We start from the raw sequence: 18,208 nt of genomic DNA on the forward strand, positions 1-18,208 counted from the left end.
CCCTGCGCGACGACTTCGCGCGCTTCATGCTCCAGTACAAGTTCGGGATGGACGAGATCGTCACGAAGGTGTCGATCCTGCAGGAGGAGTTCCGCGAGCTGCAGGAGTACAACCCGATCGAGCACGTCACGAGCCGGCTCAAGTCGGCCGACAGCCTGATCGAGAAGATCGAGCGCAAGGGCTGCGAGACGACCTTCGAGGGCATCGCCGACGCGATCACCGACATCGCCGGCGTGCGGATCACCTGCAGCTTCGTCTCGGACGTCTACCGCGTCTTCGACCTGCTCACCTCGCAGTCCGACGTGACGGTGCTCGAGGTGAAGGACTACATCGCCGAGCCGAAGGAGAACGGCTACAAGAGCCTGCACGCGATCGTCGAGGTGCCCGTGTTCCTCTCCGGCGGATCGGTCGACGTCTGCGTCGAGGTGCAGTTCCGGACCATCGCGATGGACTTCTGGGCGAGCCTGGAGCACAAGATCTACTACAAGTACGACCGCCAGGTCCCGCAGGAGCTCCTCGACGGCCTCGCCGACGCGGCCCGCACCGCCGCCACCCTCGACGCCGACATGGAGCGCCTCCACCGCCAGGTCCGCGGCCCGCTGCCCGGCGCGCGCACCTACGACGTCTGACGCGCCGCCCCACGCCCGCGATCGGGCCGCCCCGACTCCTGCCGATCGAGCACCCCGCGCAGCGGGCCTCTCGAGATCCCCCTACGGAGTCAGCAGCGGCAGCAGCGCCAGCAGCAGCACCGCGGAGCCGTTCAGCGTCGCGTGCGAGACGATCGCCGCTCCGAGCCGCCCGGTGATCGTCGCGATCCAGCCGTGCGCGAGTCCCGCGGTGACCGTCGTCACGCCGAGCGTCACGATCGTCGCCGGGTTCACCATCTGGTGCCCGTGCAGCAGGGCGAAGACCGCCGTGGACGCCAGGATGCTGAACACCATCGCCCAGACGCGGCGGCCGCGGGTGGGCGGCGCCGACTCCGCCGAGCCCCGGAGCATCCGGTTCCGCACCGCGCGCATCACGACGCCGCGGCAGAGGACCTCCTCGACCAGCGGCGCGACGACGACGGGGATGAGGACCGAGCTCAGCACGAACCACAGCGGATCGGGGTCGATGTCGAGGTTCCCCTGCGCGTCCTGGAGGAGCGGAGCGAACGCGGCGAGCACGAACAGGATCACGACGCGCACTGCGATGCCGAGCCCGATCCCGATGGGCACGTCGATCCAGCGGAACCGCAGCCCGAAGTCGGCCGCCATCGTGCCCAGCCCGCGCAGCCGAGACGCCGCGAACGGGACGATCAGCGCGACGAGATAGCTCGCGAGCGCCCCCGCGAAGGCGAGTCCGGCGGAGTAGGGGAGCACGCCGAACCCGAACAGCAGGATGAGCACGGCCAGCGGCAGGACGATCCCGACGATCGTGAGCACGGCGGTCGGCAGGCCCCAGCGGACCCGAGGATCGGGCAGGTAGAGGAGGGAGGAGTAGGGCGCGTGGACCGAGGGGAGGGGCTCGGCCGGCCACGACGTCGCCGCAGCGGAGTCGGGCGCGAGCGTCGCGGGATCGGGCGGCGGGAAGGCGTCGGGTTGCATGGCCGGGCCAGCCTACGCAGACCGCCTGGACGGGATCCGGGCCGCAGTCACTGCTCGGCGCGGGCCGGAACGGGAGGGATGTGCGGCGGATCGCGGCGGCGGGGACCTCCGGGTACGAAGAAACCCCCGCCATGTAGAAGCTAGGCGAGGGTTCCAGTGGCTCCGACGGGCGTCGATCCCGTGACCTCACGATTTTCAGTCGTGCGCTCTACCAACTGAGCTACAGAGCCGTTGCGACGTGATGTCGCTGGAGAGGTGATCTCCTGAAAAAGGCCCTTCCTCTCGGAAGGGCCTCTTTGCGACCCTGACGGGACTTGAACCCGCGACCTCCGCCGTGACAGGGCGGCACGCTAACCAACTGCGCTACAGGGCCTCGTTGCGAAGACAAGCATACTGCCTTCGAGGCTGTTCTATTTTCACGCCCCGACCCTCTCGAGCCGGCGCACTTTCCGGTGGTGCTGGTACTTCTGGTGGTGCTGGTAGTACCGACCCATCCGTGACCCCAACGGGATTCGAACCCGTGCTGCCGCCGTGAAAGGGCGGTGTCCTAGGCCACTAAACGATGGGGCCGGAGACTCGCGGGGCGACCCTGCGGCCGACCCCCCATGACTACCGACACGCAAGCATAGGGGGCCGCGGCGCAGGATGCAAAATCGACGGTTCCGCAGGCGGCGTGCACCCCGTCCGGGGTTGACCCGGGTCTAGGAGATCGGGCAGAGCCGCGGTTAGGGTGGGGCGGAATCGCTCTTCCCCCCACCCGCGCGCCGGAGCCGCACCGCCGCGGAGGGAGGGCCCCCTATCCCCGAGGTCCCATGCCCCACTCCCTGCGCCGTCCGCGTCCCGCCCGCCTCCCCGGCGCGCCGCGACTCGGGCGACTCCGAGGTGCTGCCCTGGCCTCCGCCGTCGTCGCGCTCGTCGCCGGCCTGCTCGTCGCCACTCCCGCCCAGGCGGTCGAGTACCCGTCGTGGGCCGACGTCGAGGCGGCGAAGGGCGACACCGCCGCCGCCGCCGCTCAGGTCGACCGGATCACGTCCCTGATCGGCGACCTCCAGAGCGAGGTCGCCTCCGCTCAGCAGCTCGCGCAGCAGCGCGGCGACGAGCACTTCGCCGCTCAGCAGGCGTTCGACGAGGCCTCGGACCAGTCGAAGAAGCTCGAGGACCGGGCCGCCGCCAGCGCCGAGGAGGCCGACAAGGCCTCGCAGCAGGCGGGCCTGCTCGCCGCGCAGCTCTACCGCAGCACCGGCACCGACCTGTCCGTCAACATCTTCCTCGACCAGAAGGCCGGCCAGGCCGACCAGCTGCTGTCGAAGATCGGGAGCATGACCAAGCTGGTCGAGCGCTCCTCCGCGATCTACGAGCAGGCCAGCACCGCCCGGAACACCGCGTTGTCCCTCGCCGACCAGGCCGAGGTCGCGCAGACGGAGCGCGAGCGCCTCCGCGTCGCCGCCGAGCAGAAGCTGGCCGAGGCGACCGCCGCTCAGGAGGCGTCCGAGGCCGCGCTCGCCGAGCAGCAGGAGCAGAGCGTCGTGCTCGAGCAGCAGCTCGCCGCGCTCCGCGACACCGAGTCGAAGACCGTGGCCGAGTACGAGGCCGGCGTCGCCGCCCGCGAGGCCGAGCGCCTCCGGAAGCTCGCCGAGGAGGAGGCCGCCCGCCAGGCCGCCGCCCAGGCCGAGGCCGCGCGCCGCGAGGCCGCCCGGGCCGCGGCCGCGTCCAGCGGCGGCAGCGGTGGCGGCGGCGGGTACGTCGCCCCCTCGGGCGGCGGCGGCTCCAGCGCCGTCAGCGACTCCGGCTGGGTCCGCCCTGCCGGAGGCCGCATCACCGGCACCTTCGGCCCGCGCGACAGCATCTCGACCGGCGGAGGATCCTCCGGCTCGTACCACCGCGGCACCGACCTCGCGGGCGGCTGCGGCATCCCGATCTTCGCGGCGCACAGCGGCACCGTCTCCTACGCGGGCCCCAACGGCACCTACGGCAACTGGGTTCTGATCGACCACGGCAGCGGCATCAGCACCGGCTACGCCCACATCATGTCCGGCGGGATCTACGTCCGCGTCGGCCAGCAGGTCCAGGCGGGCGAGCAGATCGCCGCCGTCGGCTCGACCGGCGCCTCCACCGGCTGCCACCTGCACTTCGAGACCCGCGTCAACGGCTCCGCCGTCGACGCCCAACCTTTCATGGCCCAACGAGGAGTCACCCTTGGCTGACGCACAGACGACCGCACGCACCTTCACCCCGGCACCCCGGGAGCGCGCCTGGAAGGGCCGCCTCCCGCTCGTCATCTCCGCCGCCTTCGCGGTCACGGCGGTCACCGCGTCCCTCGGCATCACCCCGGCCCTCGCCGACGACGCGAAGTACCCCTCGTGGGACGACGTGCAGAACGCCAAGAAGGACGAGGCGAGCAAGCAGGCAGAGATCGACTCGATCACCGGCCTCATCGCGAGCCTGCAGACCGCGGTCGACGAGAAGTCGATCACCGCGATGAAGAAGGCCGAGGCCTGGCGCCAGGCCAAGGAGGCGCTCGACGCCGCTGCGAAGGCCGTCGACGACCTCGAGGAGAAGGCGACCACCGCCTCCGCCAAGGCCCAGACCTCGAAGATGCGCGCCGGCCTGCTGGCCGCGCACCTCTCTCGCGCCGCCGGTGGCGACCTCTCCGCCAGCCTCGTGGCCAAGGGCAAGGACGCGGGCGACCTGCTCTACCAGCTCGGCGCGATGTCGCAGCTCTCGGAGCAGTCGCAGAAGGTCTACGCCGACGCCCTCGCCGACAAGCAGAACGCGGAGTCGCTCGGCGACCAGGCCGACCTCGCCGTCACCGAGCACCAGGCGCTCTCGGACGAGGCGGACGCAGCCCGCAAGGACGCCGACGCCGCCGCCGAGTCGGCCCGCGCGTCGCTCTCGGCGCAGGAGGAGAAGTCGCAGGAGCTGGTCGCCCAGCTCGCGCTGCTGAAGGACTCCTCGGTCGAGGCCGAGACCCAGTACCTCGCGGGCGAGCAGAAGCGCCAGGCCGACGAGGCCGCCGCCCAGGCGCAGGCCGAGGCGGAGGCCGCCGCTCAGGCGCAGTCCACCGCCCGCTCCGCCCAGCAGCAGTCCTCGGCGCAGGCCGACGCCGCCGCCCCGTCGCGTCAGACCGCGTCCCTCCCGCAGCCCGCCGCTCCGCAGCCCGCGCAGCAGCAGCCGGCTCCGGCTCCGGCTCCTGCTCCGGCCCAGCCCGCTGCTCAGCCGGTCGCCCAGCCGGCGGCTCAGCCGCTCCCGCAGCCGGTGACCGCTCCGGTCCTGGTGCCGACCAGCGGCGCCGTCGAGAACGCGATCTCGTACGCGATGGCTCAGCTCGGCGAGGAGTACGTCCTCGGCGGCATGGGCCCGGACCAGTGGGACTGCTCGGGCCTCACCAAGGCCTCGTACGCGTCCTCGGGCATCTACATCGGCACCCACTCGGCGACGAACCAGTACAACACCATGGCCGGCGCCGGCAAGCTCGTCCCCTACAGCCAGCGCCAGCGCGGCGACCTGATCTTCTGGGGTGGCGGCGGGGACTACTACCACGTGGCCATCTACCTCGGGAACAACCAGATCATCGAGGCCGCCGACTACGGCAAGCCCGTGCGCATCTGGAACACCTGGGGCACGCCCGCCGGCATGGTCGGCCGCCCGGCCGCCTGAGCCGCGGCCGCACCGCGCAACGAGAGAACCCCCTCCTGTCGAGACGACGGGAGGGGGTTCCTTCGTTGGTGCGAGGGGTCAGTGACCCTCTTCGGCCAGCTTCTTGATGCCGTCCTGGACGATCTGCTCCGCCTCGGCGGCGTCGCCCCACGCGTCGACCTTGACCCACTTGCCGGGCTCGAGGTCCTTGTAGCGCTCGAAGAAGTGCTTGATCTCGTTCTTCGTCTGCTCCGGGACGTCGCCGATGTCCTGGATGTGCTGCCAGCGCGGGTCCTTCGCGGGGACCACGATCACCTTCGCGTCGGAGCCGGCCTCGTCGCTCATGTTGAGCACGCCGACCGGGCGGACGGAGACGCCCACGCCCGGGAAGACGGGGTACTCGAGCAGTACCAGCGCGTCGACGGGGTCGCCGTCGAGGCCGAGGGTGTTCTCGAAGTACCCGTAGTCCGTCGGGTAGACGAAGGAGGTGAAGAGCACGCGGTCGAGGTAGACGCGACCGGTCTCGTGGTCGACCTCGTACTTGTTGCGGCTCCCCTTGGGGATCTCGACGACGACGTCGTATGCGGCCATGCTCTCTCCTTGAGTCGGTGGCGCCGTGAGCGGCGCATCGGCGGACGGATCGGCCTCCGGAACGCTCGCGCGGGTGCGCGCGCGGGAGGGGCGGATCGCTGGCATTACGTTACTTGATGTGCCCGATCGCCCCCGCCTGACCCCCGCCGTCGCCGATCTGCGGCGGGCGGTGCGCGAGAGCCTCGACGGGCTCGACCCCGGAGCGCTCGTGCTGGTCGCGCTGAGCGGGGGAGCGGACTCGCTCGCGCTCGCGGCGGCGGTCGGCTTCGAGGCCCCGCGGGGCGGGAGGCGGGCCGGCGCGGTGATCGTCGACCACGGGCTGCAGGCGGCGTCGGCGGAGGTCGCGCGGCGGGCCGCGGAGCAGGCGCACGCGCTGGGGCTCGCGCCGGTGCTGCGCCAGGTGGTGACGGTGTCCGCCGAGGGCGGTCCGGAGGCGGCCGCCCGCAGCGCGCGCTACCGCGCCTTCGACGACGCGCTGACCGCGACGGGCGCCGCCGCGATCCTCCTGGGCCACACCCTCGACGACCAGGCCGAGACGGTGCTGCTGGGGCTCGCCCGCGGAGCCGGTGCGGCCTCGCTGCACGGGATGGCGCCGGTCAGTGGGCCGCTGCGTCGGCCGATTCTGGGCCTGCGGCGCGAGACGACCCGCCTCGCCTGCTCCGACCAGGGGCTCGTGCCGTGGGACGACCCGCACAACGACGACCCCCGCTACTCGCGGGTCCGGGTGCGGAACCGCGTGCTGCCCGTGCTGGAGGACGAGCTGGGGCCGGGAGTGGCCCAGGCTCTGGCGCGCACGGCCGAGCAGCTGCGGGAGGACGGGGACGCGCTCGACGCGCTCGCCCTCGACTGGGCGCTCGAGCTGGTGGGCCAGGACGAGGCGGGGCACGTCACGGTCGACGCGCGCGGGCTCGCGGCGGACCCGCCGGCGCTGCGGCAGCGGATCATCCGCCTGGTCGTGGCGAACGAGTTCGGAGTCGCGCTCTCGCGCTCGCAGACGCTGGCGGTCGCCGCGCTCGTCACCGACTGGCACGGCCAGAAGGGCGTCGACCTCCCCGGCGTCCTCGCCACCCGCCGCGGCACCACCCTCGTCTTCGCACCCGCGGCCCCCTGACCCCGTTTCCGCGACGCCGGTCCCCGCGCGGCGCCCGACCCCTCCCCGCGAGATGCCGCTCCGGCACGCGACTCGCCGGCGGAGGTGTACCGGAGCGGAAACTCGCGGAGGGGAGACGGGGGCCGGTCACCCGTAGAGTGGCCGGGTGGAAGCAGCCGACATCGCCGACGACATCACCGAGGTCCTCTACACCGAGGCCGAGATCCACGAGCGGATCCGCGACCTGGCCCGCGCCATCGAGCGCGACTACGCGGGCGAGAACCTGCTCATCGTCGGGGTGCTGCGCGGCGCCGTGATGGTGATGGCCGATCTGGCCCGCGAGCTCAAGCTCGACATCGTCATGGACTGGATGGCCGTCTCGTCCTACGGGAGCGGCACCAAGTCCTCCGGCGTCGTGCGGATCCTGAAGGACCTCGACTCCGACATCACGAACCGCAAGGTGCTGATCGTCGAGGACATCATCGACTCCGGCCTCACGCTCTCGTGGCTGCAGGGCAACCTCCGCAGCCGCGGCGCCGAGTCCGTCGAGATCTGCGCGCTGTTCCGCAAGCCCGCGGCCGCCAAGGTCGAGGTCGACGTGGCCTACGTCGGCTTCGACATCCCGAACGAGTTCGTGATCGGCTACGGGCTCGACTACGCCGAGCGCTACCGCAACCTGCGCGATGTCGCCGTCCTCGCCCCGCACGTCTACGAGTAGCGCCGCGGACACCGCGCAGGAGAGCCTCGAGCGGCTCTTCGCGGTGCCCCTGCTGGGCTACCACATGAGCTACCCGACCTCGCTGCGGGCCGACCTCGAGTTCAACTACTGGTGGCTCGCGCACGCGATCGACGCGGCCGTCGACGCCTTCGAGCGCACGGGCGACGAGGCGCACCTGGAGCGGGCCCGGCGGATCCATCGCGCGATCCGCCTCCGCAACGGCGGGCGCCTGGTCAACGGCTACTTCGACGACATGATGTGGCTCGGTGGCGCGCTCGCCCGCCTCGGGGAGGCCTCGGGCGACCCGCGCTTCCTCGACCGGGCCGACCGCCTGTGGCGCTTCGCCGTCGCGAAGGGCTGGAACCTCCGCCACGGGGCGAGCCTCGCCTGGCGCCGCCGGCAGCTGGACTACAAGAACGCGCCCGCGAACGGCCCGTTCGCGATCCTCGGCGTGCGCCTGGAGCGGCTGCGGCCCGACGGCCGGGAGGAGCTCTCGCGCGCCGCCCTCGACTGGATGCACGTGCGCCTCCGCGACGACGACACCGGCTTCGTCGCAGACGGCATCGGCCGCGAGGGAGGCTCCGCGCGCGACGACTGGGCCTTCAGCTACAACCACGCCGTCTACATCGGCGCGGCGCTCGCCCTGCACCGCCTGCGGCCCGACCCCCGCCTGGTCGCCCACGCCTCCCGCACGGCCGAGGACCTGCTGGACCGGCTCGCCCCCGACGGCGTCTTCGTCGACCAGGGATCGGGGGACGGTGCCCTGTTCGGCGGCATCGCCTACCGGCACCTCGTCGACCTCGCCACGACGAGCGGAGTCGCGCCCGCGGTGGCCGCCCGCCTCCGCGGCTTCGTCGCCGGCAGCGTCGCCGCGCTGCAGAGCTCGAGCGTCCGCCGCGGCGTGCTGCTGGCCGGGCCCCGCTGGGACGCGCCTCCGTCGCTGCCCGCCACGCTCTCGGCCGAGATCGGCGCCGTGCTCGCCCTGGAGGCGTCAGCGCGACTGGACCGGTCGCCGGTGCCGTCAGACTGACGGGGTGAAGGCACCCGAGAAGCGCACCGTCGCCGTCGTGATCAACCCGAGCAAGTTCGACGACGTCGGCGCCGCGGAGGACCTGGTCGCGACGATCGCGCGCCGCCACGGCTGGAACGAGCCGCTCTGGTTCGAGACCAGCCCGGGCGACTCCGGTGCCGCCGCGGCCCGCGCCGCACTCGAGGCGGGCCCGGACCTGGTCTGCTCGATGGGAGGCGACGGCACCGTCCGCGCCGTCGCCACGGTGCTGCGGGGGACCGGCGTCCCCTACGGCCTGCTGCCCAGCGGCACGGGCAACCTCCTCGCGCGGAACCTCGGGATCCCGCTCGGCTCGCTGCCCGAGGCGGTCGAGATCGCCCTGCTCGGGCAGGACCGCGCCATCGACGTGGGCACGGCCGCGTTCGACGACGGCGAGGAGCGGGTGTTCATGGTGATGGGCGGGGTGGGCCTGGACGCCGAGATCATGGACAAGACGGACGAGGAGCTGAAGAAGCGGGTGGGCTGGGGCGCCTACTTCGCGGCGGGGGCGCCGGCGATGTTCAAGGCCGGATTCGAGGTGACCCTCACGATCGACGGCGCGGAGGAGCCTCCGCAGCGCTGCTTCATGGTGCTGGCCTGCAACTGCAGCTCCGTGGTCGCGAACATCGAGCTGGCCGCCGGAGCCGTGCTCGACGACGGCGACCTGGAGCTGGTGCTGCTGCGTCGGCGCTTCGGCCTCGCGCTGGACGTGGCGACCGGCAACCGCAACGGGCTCGCCTCGCTCCGGCAGTGGCCCGGCCGCGAGTTCTCGTTCGAGCTGGACCAGCCGGTGCTCGCCGAGCTGGACGGCGATCCGGTCGGCCGCACCCGCTCCGGGCGCTTCGGCGTGGATCCGGGCGCCCTGCTCGTGCGCCTGCCGGTGCCGACGCCGCGGAGCCCGGGACTGACTCCGCACGACTCGGTGATCGTCGATACGTCCGCCATCGCGACGCTGCTCCCGGAGCCGCCCTCCTCCTGATGCTTGCGCACTCTTCTTTACGGTTGTAAGTTATCTGACGGACGTAAAGCAGGCGCTCCTCGCGCCGGGAAGAAGGACCCCGTGACCGATCCGCGGCTCACCCGCTCGCGCGAGCTCCTGCTCACCGCGATCACGAGTGCCCTCGACCGCCCGGGCGACGACCAGCCCTCCATCACGGAGCTCTGCGGCGCCGCGGGCGTCAGCCGCCCCACGTTCTACCAGCACTTCGGGGATGTGTCGTCACTGATCGAGGCCGCCGCGGTGGAGCGGATGCACGCGCTGTTCGGCGACGTCGCTCCCGGCACCGCCCCCGCCGACTGGGAGGGCGCGGTCCCCCGCATCGTCCGCGGGCTCCTCGAGGGCCTGCTCGTGCACGCCGACTTCTACCGCCGCGTGCTGAGCGGAGGCACGGCCCGCGCCGTGCAGGAGTCGGTCGTCGCGTTCCTCGCGCAGCGGCTCCTCGCCTTCTCGCCCCTCGCCGAGCGCGGATCGGGCGGCGGCGACCACGCCCGCGTCGAGCGCTTCGCCGTCCTCCTCGCCGCCGGCACCACCTGGCTGGTCGTCGGCTGGCTCCTCGACGGCGACGCCCGCCGTCCCGCGGCCTCGGCCTCCGCCGACATCGCCGAGCTCCTCGTCACCGGAGTCGCCTCGCCGCGGCTCGCCGCCCTGCACTCCACGAAGTAGAAGGACCATGACCACCTCCCCGCTCCGCCGCGCCCTGCGCGCCGTGAACCCGCGCCTCGTCGTCGTCTTCGCCGCGATCGCGCTCATCCCGCTGATCTATGCGGGACTGCTGACCTCGGCCAACCTCGATCCCACGCACCACCTCGACACGGTGCCCGCCGCGATCGTCAACGAGGACACCGGCGCGACCGCCTCGGACGGCTCCGCGCTCGCCCTCGGCGACGACCTGACCGAGCAGCTCACCACCGACACCTCCGGCTCGGACTTCGCCTGGACGGCGACCGGTGCCGACGAGGCGTCCCGCGAGCTCGCCTCCGGCGACGTCCTCGCCGTGCTGACGGTGCCGGCCGGCTTCTCGGCCGACGTCGCCTCGGTCGGCGGCGACGACCCCGCCGCGGCCGTGCAGGCGAAGCTGTCGATCGAGACGAACGACGCGGCCAACCTGATCGTCGGCAACATCGCCTCCACCATCGGCACCACCGTGACGAAGACGCTGGAGGAGAAGGTCGGCGCGACCTACCTCGAGAACATCTACCTCGGCTTCACCGACGTGCACTCGAGCCTCGAGCAGGCGGCCGACGGCGCCGCTCAGCTGGCGGACGGCGCCGGGACCGCCGCGTCCGGCTCCTCCGAGCTGGTCGTCGGGCTCGCGCAGCTGCAGGACGGCACCGCGCAGCTGGCGACCGGCGCCGACTCCCTCCGCTCGGGCGCGGGGAGCGCGGCCTCCGGAGCGTCCGACCTCTCGTCGGGACTCCAGCGGATCGCGAGCGGGACCGGGCAGCTGCCCGACCAGGCGGCGGCGCTCGACACGGGAGCCCGCACGGTCGCCGACGGCGCCCAGCAGCTCGACGGCGGAGCGGCGTCGCTCGCCTCGGGCGCCACCGACCTCGCCGCGGGGACGTCGACCCTGAAGGACGGCGCTGCCTCGGCGGCGTCCGGCGCCGAGGCGCTGGCCACCGGGTCCGCCTCCCTCTCCGACGGAGCGGGGAAGGCCCTCGCAGGAGCCCAGCAGCTCGCGACCGGCGCGGGAGCGCTCGCGACCGCCACTCCGCAACTCGCCACCGGGGCGACCGGCGTCGACTCCGGCCTCGCCTCCCTGCTCTCGCGGTACGACTCGCTGTCCGACGCCCAGCGCGTGGCCGAACTGACCGCCCTCGAGCAGGGTGCGGCCGCTCTCGCGGGCGGAGCCGCCTCGGCGGACGCGGGCGCGCAGACGCTCGCCTCCGGTGCGACCGCGCTCGTCGGCGACGACGGCAGCGGACTGACGGCGCTCGCCGCCGGTGCCGCCACGGTCTCGGGCGGAGCCGCCGACCTCGCGACCGGCACCGCCGCTCTGTCCACCGGGGCGACCTCCGCCGCAGACGGCGCCCAGAAGCTGCAGACCGGTGCGCAGGCCCTCGCCCAGGGAGCTGCGACCCTCGACGGCGGAGCCGCGCAGGTCGCCGGCGGAGTGGACACCCTCTCCGGCGCGGTCGGCCCGCTCACCAGCGGCATCGCCTCTGCGGCCGCCGGCGCCTCCGACCTCGCCTCCGGGACGGCCGCCCTCGCGACGGGCGCCTCGGACCTCGCGGACGGCGCCGAGACCGCCGCGACCGGCTCGGCCGACGCGGCCACCGGTTCGCAGGACCTCGCCGACGGGATCGACTCGCTCGCCTCCGGATCGCGCACCCTCGACACGAAGCTCTCGGACGGCGCGGACGACGTGCCCACCTACACCGGCGAGCAGGCTCAGGAGCTCAGCACCGTCGCGGCCGCCCCGGTCGGGATCGACGCCGAGCGGATGAACCGCGTGCCGTCCTACGGCTACGGCCTCGCCCCCTACTTCATGGCGCTCGCGCTCTGGGTCGGCGCGCTCGCCTTCTACCTGATGAGCGCCCCGCTCAGCTCCCGCCTCCTCGCCGCGCGCCGGCCCGCCTGGGTCATCGCGCTGCGCAGCTACCTGCCCGGCGCGCTGATGGCGGTCGCCCAGGGCGTCCTGGCCGCGCTCGTCATCCGCTTCGGAGTGGGCGTCGAGGCGTCGAACCTGCCCGGGCTGATCGGGATCGCCGTGCTCACGAGCCTCACCTTCGTGGCGATCAACCAGGCGCTGATCGCGCTGCTGGACGCCCCGGGCCGGTTCCTGGCGCTGCTGATGATCGTGCTGCAGCTGTCCTCGGCCGGAGGCACCTACCCGGTCGAGACCGCTCCCGCCTTCTTCCAGGCGATCCACGGAGTGCTGCCGCTGACCTGGACGGTGGAGGCGTTCCGCTCGCTGATCGCCGGCGGCAGCATCGGAGTCGCGCACGCGGTCCTGGTGCTCGTGCTCTGGCTGGTCGGGGCGCTCGCCATGACCGTGCTGGCCGCCGCCCGCCGCCGCCGTGGCCTCGTGCCCGCCCTCCGCGACCCGGAGCTCCTCCTCGAGTCGGCCTGACGCGGGCTGTGCGGGCCCGATCCGTCCGCGCCTGCTGCCCCTCGTCGCGGCACGCCCCGCCCGGACACCTTCGCCCCCTCCGAGACCGCAGTAGTCGTCGCTGTCGAGCTCGAGTGCGACAACTCCTGCGCTCTCGCGGCGCGCCCCGCTCGAACACCTTCGCCCCTCCCGAGACCGCAGTAGTCGTCGCTGTCGAGCTCGAGTGCGACAACTCCTGCGTTCTCGCGGCGCGTCCCTACCGCCGAAGCGCCGATCCCCGCGACCTCCACCCACAAGGCAGAGGACGCGGACCGGGAAACGCGTGTCAGCGTTTCCCGGCAGTCCGACGAGACCCGCTCTGCGGAACGCACCCGTCGCGAAGCCGACCGCGCGCGGGGATGCGGCCCGCCGCATCCCCGCCAGACAACACAGCCCGCGGCCGTTCGGCCCACGGCGAACGCGTGGGCGGCGCTCAGAGTGCGGGAGGTAGCCTGGCAGGCACAATCTCCTCGTCAGAAAGGCGCCGGGTGTCGCACCCGCAACAAGCATGAACGTGAAGCGCATCTTCCGGGGTCCCATCCTCTACGTCGTCCTGGCGATCGTCGCGGTGTGGATCGGCTCCTCGCTGATCACCATGTCCGGCTTCCGGCCGGTCACGACGCAGGAGGGTCTCGACCTCCTGAAGGACGGCAAGGTCGACTCGGCGAAGATCGTGGACGGCGAGCAGCGCGTCGATCTCACGCTCAAGCAGGCCGACGGAGACAACGGCACGCAGGTGCAGTTCTACTACGTGGCCCCTCGGGGCGCGGAGGTCGTCGACGCGGTGTCCGCGGCCGATCTCGGCAGCACCGGCTACAACGACGAGGTCCCGCAGACCAACTGGTTCCTCTCGGCTCTCGGCTTCCTGCTCCCCATCCTGCTGATCGGCGCGTTCTTCTGGCTGATGCTCTCGGGCATGCAGGGCGGCGGCAACCGCGTCATGCAGTTCGGCAAGTCGAAGGCGAAGCTCGTCTCGAAGGAGTCGCCCAAGGTCACGTTCGGCGATGTCGCCGGCGCCGACGAGGCGATCGAGGAGCTGCACGAGATCAAGGAGTTCCTCAAGGAGCCCGCGAAGTTCCAGGCCGTCGGCGCCCGCATCCCGAAGGGCGTCCTGCTCTACGGCCCTCCCGGCACCGGCAAGACCCTGCTGGCGCGCGCGGTCGCGGGCGAGGCGGGCGTCCCCTTCTACTCCATCTCCGGATCGGACTTCGTCGAGATGTTCGTCGGCGTCGGCGCGAGCCGTGTCCGCGATCTCTTCCAGCAGGCGAAGGAGAACTCGCCGGCCATCATCTTCGTCGATGAGATCGACGCCGTCGGCCGCCACCGCGGCGCCGGGATGGGCGGCGGTCACGACGAGCGCGAGCAGACCCTCAACCAGCTGCTGGTCGAGATGGACGGCTTCGACGTCAAGACGAACGTCATCCTGATCGCGGCGACGAACCGCCCCGACATCCTCGACCCCGCACTGCTGCGTCCGGGCCGCTTCGACCGCCAGATCGGCGTCGACGCCCCCGACCTGCTCGGCCGCAAGCGGATCCTCGAGGTCCACGGCCGCGGCAAGCCGCTCGCCGGCGGAGTCGACCTCGAGGTCGTCGCCCGCAAGACCCCGGGCTTCACCGGCGCCGACCTGGCCAACGTCCTCAACGAGGCCGCACTGCTCACCGCCCGCTCCAACGCGCAGCTGATCGACAACCGCGCGCTCGACGAGGCCATCGACCGCGTCATCGCGGGGCCGCAGCGCCGCACGCGGGTCATGCGCGACAAGGAGAAGCTGATCACCGCCTACCACGAGGGCGGACACGCTCTGGCGGCGGCGGCGATGCGCCACACCGACCCCGTGACCAAGGTCACGATCCTTCCGCGCGGTCGCGCCCTCGGCTACACGATGGTGCTCCCGCTGGAGGACAAGTACTCCACGACCCGCAACGAGCTCCTCGACCAGCTCACGTACGCGATGGGCGGCCGCGTCGCGGAGGAGATCGTCTTCCACGACCCCACCACCGGAGCGTCGAACGACATCGAGAAGGCGACCTCCATCGCCCGCAAGATGGTCACCGACTACGGCATGTCCGCGAACGTCGGAGCGGTCAAGCTCGGCCAGTCGTCGGGCGAGATGTTCCTCGGCCGCGACATGGGCCACCAGCGCGACTACTCCGAGCAGATCGCCGAGACGGTCGACGCCGAGACGCGCCAGCTCATCGAGCAGGCGCACGACGAGGCGTGGCAGGTCATCAACGACAACCGCGACATCCTCGACCGCCTCGCGATGGAGCTGCTCGAGAAGGAGACGCTCGACCACGACCAGCTGGCCGAGATCTTCAAGGACGTCCGCCGCATCGACGAGCGCCCGCAGTGGCTCTCGAGCGACAAGCGCCCCCTGTCCGACCTGCCGCCCATCGCGGTCCCGGTCGCCAAGGCGCCGATCGACTCGGGTGCGACCGACGGGGGAGTCTCCTCCGCCGGTGCGGACGAGGTCGCGCCGAAGCGTCCGCCGCTGATCAACCCGCGCCCCGCGACGGCGTAGCGCGCGCGTGCCCGTCGACAAGGCGCGCATCGAGGCGGCCGTCGCCGAGATCCTCGCGGCCATCGGGGACGACCCGGGCCGCGAGGGACTCCTCGACACGCCGCGGCGGTTCGCCGAGGCGTACGAGGAGTTCTTCGGCGGGTTCGACGACGACGCCGCGGCCCAGCTGACCGAGACGTTCGCGGTGGTCGAGGGCGGCCAGGAGTCGCCGCTCGACCAGACGGTGATCGTGCGCGACCTCGCCTTCCGCTCCGTCTGCGAGCACCACCTCCTGCCGTTCCTCGGCGTCGCGCACATCGCCTACCGGCCGCGCGAGCGGGTCGTCGGCCTCGGCCGGCTGCCGCGCGTGGTCGAGACGGTCGCGTCGCGACCGCAGATCCAGGAGCGGATGACCGAGCAGATCGCCGACGCGCTCGAGCAGGGCCTCGCTCCCGAGGGAGTGCTCGTCGTGGTCGACGCCGAGCACGGCTGCGTGCGGATGCGCGGGCCGCGCCAGACCGCGAGCTCGACCGTGACGGTCGCCGCCCGCGGCTCACTCGCCGACCCGGCCGCCCGCGCCGAGATCATCGCGCTGATCGGCGCCGCGCGGGGGGAGTGACGTGGCCACCACCGTCGCCGACCTCACGCCGACCGGCCGCGCCGCGCTCCTCGGGATCCTCAACGTCACTCCGGACTCGTTCAGCGACGGCGGACGCTGGCTGTCCGTCGACGATGCCGTCCGCCACGGCCTCGACCTGACCCGGCCCGCCGGGGACGGACCCGCCGCGTTCGGCGCGGACCTGGTCGACGTCGGCGGAGAGAGCACCCGCCCCGGTGCGGCGCGCGTCGACTCCGCCGCCGAGCAGGGCCGCGTGCTGCCCGTCGTCCGCGCCCTCGCCGCGGAGGGGGTGCGCGTCAGCATCGACACGATGAGCGCCGCCACGGCGGAGGCCGCTCTGGACGCGGGCGCCGTCGTCGTCAACGATGTGTCCGGCGGCCTCGCCGATCCGCGGATGCTCCCGCTCGTCGCCGAGCGCGGCGCCGTCTACATCGCGATGCACTGGCGCGGGCACAGCGCGGGCATGACCGCTCTCGCGTCCTACGGCGACGTGGTGGCGGACGTCCGCGGCGAGCTCGAGCGCCGCGTCGACGCCGCCCGTGAGGCCGGGATCCGGGACGACCGCCTCCTGCTCGACCCCGGCCTCGGCTTCGCGAAGGTCGGCGCGCACGACTGGGCGCTGCTGGCCGGGCTCGACGCGATCGTCTCGCTGGGTTTCCCGGTCCTGGTCGGCCATTCGCGCAAGCGGTTCCTCGCTCCGTTCGCCCCCGCCGGCGCCCCGGCCGCCGAGCGCGACGAGGTCTCCGCCATGCTGAGCCTCGTCGCCGCCGGGCACGGCGCCTGGGGCGTCCGGGTCCACGACGTCCGCTCATCCGCCCGCGCCCTGGCCCTCGCCGCCCGACTCCAGGAGGAGACCCCGTGACCGCGATCGACCCCGCCGCCCTCGCCGTGCGCGACTCCATCACCCTCACCGGGCTGCGCGTGCGCGCGCACCACGGCGTCTTCGACTTCGAGCGCGAGAACGGCCAGGACTTCGTGATCGACGCGACGGTCTGGCTCGACACCGCGCCGGCGGCCGAGGGCGACGCGCTGGCCGAGACGGTGCACTACGGCGAGCTCGCGATCGCCCTGGCCGACGCGGTGACCCGCGACCCGGTCGACCTCATCGAGACTCTGGCCGAGCGCCTCGCCCGGGTGGCCCTGGGCTTCGCCGCCGCCGACGTCGTCCGCATCACCGTCCACAAGCCGGACGCGCCGATCCCGCTGCCGTTCGAGGACGTGGCCGTGCAGATCACGAGGACCCGCTCGTGAGGCCGCGGCAGGAGCGCGTCCGCCCGGTGCGCCACGTCGTGCTCGCGCTCGGCAGCAACCTCGGCGACCGCCTGGCGCACCTCGAGGAGGCGCTGCGGGCCCTCGTCACGACGCCGGGCCTGCGCATCGAGGCGGTGTCCAAGGTCGTCGAGTCGCCCGCGTGGAAGCCCGAGGGCGTCGACGCGGACGCGCCCGGGTACCTCAACGCGGTCGTGACCGGCTCGACCGTCCTCGAGCCCGACGACCTGCTCGCGGCGACGGCGGCGATCGAATCGGCCGGCGGCCGGATCCGCGGCGAGGGCGAGGAGCGCTGGGGCGACCGGACCCTCGACATCGACGTGATCGCGGTCGGCGGCGTGCTCCGCGACGACGCGCACCTGACCCTCCCGCACCCGCGGGCCGCCGAGCGGGCGTTCGTGCTCGAGCCGTGGCTCGACGCCGAGCCGGCGGCGGTCCTTCCCGGAGCCGGACCCGTGGCCGAGCTGCGCGCACGGGCGACCGACCGCGTGACCGACCACCCGGCCGGGTTGACCTGGCCGGGGCGCGACTCCGCCCGCGGCACCACCGCCGACCCCGAGAGCAGGACCCCGTGAGGCGCACCCGCATCAGCACCCTGCTCGGACTCGGCCTCGCCGGGGCCGTCGCGGGGTTCCTCCTCGACCTCGCGATCGCCGCCGCCGGCCGCCCCGTGCTCATCCCGCCGCTGACGGTTCCGCTGACCCTGATCGTGGTCGCGGCCCTCGTGCTCGGCTTCGCCATCCCGATCCACCGCGCCACGAAGGGCACGCTGCGTCGGCCCATCGATCCGTTCCGGGCGATGCGCGTCGTGGTGCTGGCGAAGGCGTCCAGCCACGTCGGTGCTCTGCTGCTCGGAGCCTCCGGCGGCATCCTGGTGTACCTGCTGAGCCGTGCGATCCCTTCGCTAGGCTCCGTGTGGCAGGACGTCGCGACCATCGTGGGTGCGCTCGTCCTGCTGGTGGCCGGCCTGGTCGCCGAGCACCTGTGCACCATCCCGCCGAGCGACGACGACGACAGCGCCGTCGGCGAGGTGAACCACGCCTGACGCCGACGCCCG

17 protein-coding genes and 3 tRNA genes are annotated in these 18,208 nt (G+C 73.0%); 15 read left to right on the forward strand and 5 right to left on the reverse strand.

What is annotated here, in order from left to right:
- Positions 1–26: 26 nt before the first annotated feature.
- Positions 27–629, forward strand: a complete 603-nt coding sequence (locus tag C5C69_RS09305) for a GTP pyrophosphokinase family protein (RefSeq protein ID WP_104234325.1) — start codon at positions 27–29, stop codon at positions 627–629.
- A gap of 81 nt (positions 630–710) precedes the next feature.
- Here the strand turns inward: C5C69_RS09305 and C5C69_RS09310 are convergent, their stop codons facing one another.
- The 4 genes from C5C69_RS09310 to C5C69_RS09325 form a co-directional block, all read right to left on the reverse strand.
- Positions 711–1,586: a CPBP family intramembrane glutamic endopeptidase gene (locus tag C5C69_RS09310; RefSeq protein ID WP_104234312.1), complete on the reverse strand. Its 876-nt coding sequence runs from the start codon at positions 1,584–1,586 to the stop codon at positions 711–713.
- 157 nt (positions 1,587–1,743) lie between these two features.
- A tRNA-Phe gene (locus tag C5C69_RS09315) sits at positions 1,744–1,816 on the reverse strand.
- A 69-nt stretch (positions 1,817–1,885) separates the two neighbouring features.
- Positions 1,886–1,959, reverse strand: a tRNA-Asp gene (locus tag C5C69_RS09320).
- A 124-nt stretch (positions 1,960–2,083) separates the two neighbouring features.
- A tRNA-Glu gene (locus tag C5C69_RS09325) sits at positions 2,084–2,156 on the reverse strand.
- A gap of 242 nt (positions 2,157–2,398) precedes the next feature.
- On the opposite strand from C5C69_RS09325, the gene C5C69_RS09330 reads away from it, so the two are divergent.
- On the forward strand, positions 2,399–3,790 hold the full coding sequence (locus C5C69_RS09330; protein ID WP_104234311.1) for a peptidoglycan DD-metalloendopeptidase family protein: 1,392 nt from the start codon (positions 2,399–2,401) through the stop codon (positions 3,788–3,790).
- The gene (locus tag C5C69_RS09335; protein WP_104234310.1) at positions 3,783–5,243 is read left to right on the forward strand and encodes an NlpC/P60 family protein; all 1,461 of its coding nucleotides are present in this window, start codon (positions 3,783–3,785) and stop codon (positions 5,241–5,243) included. The genes C5C69_RS09330 and C5C69_RS09335 overlap by 8 nt, the downstream gene beginning before the upstream one ends.
- Before the next feature lie 78 nt (positions 5,244–5,321).
- On the opposite strand, the gene ppa is transcribed toward C5C69_RS09335, so the two are convergent.
- Entirely contained in the window at positions 5,322–5,813 is a 492-nt protein-coding gene (gene ppa / locus C5C69_RS09340; protein WP_068255683.1) for an inorganic diphosphatase, read from the reverse strand.
- 118 nt (positions 5,814–5,931) lie between these two features.
- Here ppa and tilS point away from each other — a divergent pair, with 118 nt between their 5' ends.
- The 12 genes from tilS to C5C69_RS09400 all read left to right on the forward strand — a co-directional run bounded on the left by tilS (position 5,932) and on the right by C5C69_RS09400 (position 18,196).
- The gene (gene tilS, locus C5C69_RS09345) at positions 5,932–6,924 is read left to right on the forward strand and encodes a tRNA lysidine(34) synthetase TilS (protein ID WP_104234309.1); all 993 of its coding nucleotides are present in this window, start codon (positions 5,932–5,934) and stop codon (positions 6,922–6,924) included.
- Between the two features lie 145 nt (positions 6,925–7,069).
- Entirely contained in the window at positions 7,070–7,621 is a 552-nt protein-coding gene (gene hpt / locus C5C69_RS09350) for a hypoxanthine phosphoribosyltransferase (protein WP_104224109.1), read from the forward strand.
- Positions 7,587–8,651, forward strand: coding sequence for a glycoside hydrolase family 76 protein (locus tag C5C69_RS09355; RefSeq protein ID WP_104234308.1), 1,065 nt, complete (start codon positions 7,587–7,589; stop codon positions 8,649–8,651). Before hpt ends, C5C69_RS09355 begins: the two co-directional genes overlap by 35 nt.
- Positions 8,652–8,655: 4 nt before the next feature.
- On the forward strand, positions 8,656–9,648 hold the full coding sequence (locus C5C69_RS09360) for a diacylglycerol kinase family protein (RefSeq protein WP_104234307.1): 993 nt from the start codon (positions 8,656–8,658) through the stop codon (positions 9,646–9,648).
- Between the two features lie 81 nt (positions 9,649–9,729).
- On the forward strand, positions 9,730–10,332 hold the full coding sequence (locus C5C69_RS09365; protein ID WP_104234306.1) for a TetR/AcrR family transcriptional regulator: 603 nt from the start codon (positions 9,730–9,732) through the stop codon (positions 10,330–10,332).
- Positions 10,333–10,339: 7 nt separating this feature from the next.
- Complete coding sequence (locus C5C69_RS09370) at positions 10,340–12,742, forward strand: YhgE/Pip domain-containing protein (RefSeq protein WP_104234305.1); 2,403 nt, start codon at positions 10,340–10,342, stop codon at positions 12,740–12,742.
- A 526-nt stretch (positions 12,743–13,268) separates the two neighbouring features.
- The gene (gene ftsH, locus C5C69_RS09375) at positions 13,269–15,284 is read left to right on the forward strand and encodes an ATP-dependent zinc metalloprotease FtsH (protein WP_104224104.1); all 2,016 of its coding nucleotides are present in this window, start codon (positions 13,269–13,271) and stop codon (positions 15,282–15,284) included.
- A gap of 7 nt (positions 15,285–15,291) precedes the next feature.
- Positions 15,292–15,882 carry a GTP cyclohydrolase I FolE gene (gene folE / locus C5C69_RS09380; RefSeq protein WP_104224103.1) on the forward strand — a complete coding sequence of 197 codons (591 nt, stop codon included), beginning with the start codon at positions 15,292–15,294 and terminating at the stop codon, positions 15,880–15,882.
- Between the two features lies 1 nt (position 15,883).
- Entirely contained in the window at positions 15,884–16,744 is an 861-nt protein-coding gene (gene folP, locus C5C69_RS09385) for a dihydropteroate synthase (protein WP_104238405.1), read from the forward strand.
- Positions 16,741–17,133, forward strand: a complete 393-nt coding sequence (folB, locus tag C5C69_RS09390; protein WP_104347803.1) for a dihydroneopterin aldolase — start codon at positions 16,741–16,743, stop codon at positions 17,131–17,133. Before folP ends, folB begins: the two co-directional genes overlap by 4 nt.
- Complete coding sequence (folK, locus tag C5C69_RS09395) at positions 17,130–17,726, forward strand: 2-amino-4-hydroxy-6-hydroxymethyldihydropteridine diphosphokinase (protein ID WP_104257811.1); 597 nt, start codon at positions 17,130–17,132, stop codon at positions 17,724–17,726. Before folB ends, folK begins: the two co-directional genes overlap by 4 nt.
- Entirely contained in the window at positions 17,723–18,196 is a 474-nt protein-coding gene (locus C5C69_RS09400; protein WP_104257812.1) for a DUF3180 domain-containing protein, read from the forward strand. The genes folK and C5C69_RS09400 overlap by 4 nt, the downstream gene beginning before the upstream one ends.
- The last annotated feature ends 12 nt before the right edge of the window (positions 18,197–18,208 follow it).

Source organism: Rathayibacter sp. AY1C7 (assembly GCF_002931865.1).
In the GTDB taxonomy this organism is placed as follows: Bacteria; Actinomycetota; Actinomycetes; order Actinomycetales; family Microbacteriaceae; genus Rathayibacter.